Genomic DNA, 2,614 nt, shown 5'->3' on the forward strand with positions numbered 1-2,614 from the left:
CGCTCCTACAGACTCCGAAAAACCTGTGGGAGCGAGGCTTGACCGCGAAGAACGATAACGCGGTCTAACGCCCGATCACTGCGCCAACCACCCACCATCAATATTCCACGCCGCGCCCCGTACCTGACTACCGCCTTCACTGCACAGGAACAGCACCAACTCACCCAACTGTGGCGGCGTGACGAACTCCAGCGACGGCTGTTTCTCGGCCAACAGATCATGTTGCGCCTGCTGCGGATCGATACCGGTCGCAGCGCGGTCATCAATTTGCTTCTGCACCAATGGCGTCAGCACCCAGCCCGGACAAATGGCGTTGCAGGTGACGTTGCTGGTGGCGGTCTCCAGGGCGACCACCTTGGTCAGGCCGATCACGCCATGCTTGGCCGCCACATAAGCGGCCTTGCCCGTCGAGCCCACCAGGCCATGCACCGAGGCAATGTTGATCACCCGGCCCCAACCCTTGGCGCGCATGCCCGGCAGGCTCAGGCGTGTGCTGTGAAAAACCGATGACAGGTTAATGGCAATGATCGAATCCCAGCGCTCCACCGGGAACTCGTCCACGGGTGCGACGTGCTGGATGCCGGCATTGTTGACCAGAATGTCGACGCCGCCGAACTCACGCTCGGCATAGCTGATCATGTCGGCGATTTGCGCCGGGTCGCTGACGTCGGCGGGGTGATGGCCAACCTTGCCGCCGAACTGCTCGACTTCGGCAATCACCTTAGAAGCATCGCCGAAACCATTGAGGATCAGATTGGCGCCGGCCTTGGCCAGGCTCAGGGCGATGCCCAGGCCGATGCCGCTGGTGGAGCCGGTAACCAGTGCGGTCTTGCCCGAAAGAGTCGTCATGAATGCCTCACACAATGCCAGTGGCGTAGAAAGTGCCGATCACCACAAAAACCGCCAGGGTCTTGATCAGCGTAATACAGAAAATGTCTTTGTAAGCTTCGCGGTGGGTCAGGCCGGTCACGGCCAGCAAGGTAATCACCGCGCCGTTGTGCGGCAGGGTGTCCATGCCGCCACTGGCCATCGCGGCCACCCGGTGCAGCACTTCCAGCGGAATATTGGCGGCGTGGGCGGCGGCGATGAACTGCTCGGACATCGCGGCCAAGGCGATGCTCATGCCACCCGATGCGGAACCGGTGATACCGGCCAGCAGCGTCACGGTGATCGCTTCGTTGACCAGTGGGTTGGGAATGCTCTTGAGCCAGTCGGCCAGCACCAGGAAGCCCGGCAGCGAAGCGATCACGGCACCGAAGCCGTATTCCGAGGCAGTGTTCATCGCAGCCAGCAATGCACCGCTGACTGCGCTTTTACTGCCTTCGGCGAGTTTGCTGCGAATCGCCTGGAAGCCAAACAACAGCACCATGATGATGCCCACCAGCAGCGCTGCCTGAACGGCCCAGATCGCCGTCAACTTGGCAATTTCGGTGGTGACCGGCGCGGCCATGCCCGGTAGCGCCAGGCTGTGGGTCTTGCCGTACCACTGTGGAATCCACTGGGTGAACAGCAGGTTCATGATACCCACGGCCAACAACGGCGACAGGGCGATCCATGGGTTGGGCAGCTTGATGTCCGCGGCGGTCTCCGGCTCGTTGCGCAAGTCGCTTCCATAGCCTTCGCCCAAGCGCTGGGCCTTGTTGCGTTGGCGCTGGAGAAACAGCATGCCGGCGCAGAACACGAAAATCGTTCCGATCACGCCCAGCCACGGCGCCGCCCAGGCGGTGGTGTTGAAGAACGTGCTGGGGATGATGTTCTGGATCTGCGGGGTGCCGGGCAGGGCGTCCATGGTGAACGAGAAGGCGCCGAGGGCAATGGTTGCTGGGATCAAACGCTTGGGGATGTTGCTCTGGCGGAACATTTCAGCGGCAAACGGATACACCGCGAACACCACCACAAACAGCGACACGCCACCGTAAGTGAGCAAGGCGCAGACCAGCACAATCACCAGCATCGCCTGACGGGTGCCAAGCAAGCGGATGGCTGCCGCTACGATTGAGCGCGAGAAGCCGGACAGTTCGATCAACTTGCCGAATACCGCTCCGAGCAGGAACACCGGGAAATACAGTTTGATGAAGCCGACCATTTTCTCCATGAACACCCCGGTAAAGGCAGGCGCGACGGCGGAAGGGTCGGTGAGCAGGACAGCGCCGAGGGCGGCAATCGGGGCAAAAAGGATAACGCTGTAGCCACGGTAAGCAGCCAGCATCAGCAGCGCGAGGGCTGCCAAGGCAATGATCACACTCATGGTGTGTCTCCTGAGGATTGTTATTTTTGTATAGGTGAAACTTTGTAGGAGGGGGCTATAGCGAGTTTTGTGCCATGATTGTAAGCAATTGAAATATAAGGAAATAACTGTGTTGGTCAAATTGTATTAGAAGTGTTTGTCTCGATTTTGAGACTTGTAAGCCAGTAATGGACCCATCGCTAGCAGGCTAGCTCCCACAAGGTCACTTACATAACAGGAGAATTCAGAAAACTGTGGGAGCTAGCTGTGATCTCTCTGTAGGTTGTTCACTCGGGGCTTTTCCGGGAAATTGGAGGTGCGAACCAAACCAAGCTCCGGGAGGCCCCGAGTGAACACTCACAAAAATGCCCGATTAACCGTTTGTGG

Annotated in this window: 2 protein-coding genes; both read right to left on the reverse strand. The window is 59.1% G+C overall.

The features are described 5' to 3' along the window. Positions 1 to 75: 75 nt before the first annotated feature. A complete protein-coding gene (gene hbdH / locus ACRESJ_RS17650) occupies positions 76 to 849 on the reverse strand; it encodes a 3-hydroxybutyrate dehydrogenase (RefSeq protein WP_431759053.1) in 774 nt (257 codons plus the stop codon). Between the two features lie 7 nt (positions 850 to 856). Next, complete coding sequence (locus tag ACRESJ_RS17655) at positions 857 to 2,248, reverse strand: GntP family permease (protein WP_431759054.1); 1,392 nt, start codon at positions 2,246 to 2,248, stop codon at positions 857 to 859. Between the last annotated feature and the right edge of the window lie 366 nt (positions 2,249 to 2,614).

The organism is Pseudomonas sp. (genome assembly GCF_050739655.1).
Lineage (GTDB): Bacteria > Pseudomonadota > Gammaproteobacteria > Pseudomonadales > Pseudomonadaceae > Aquipseudomonas.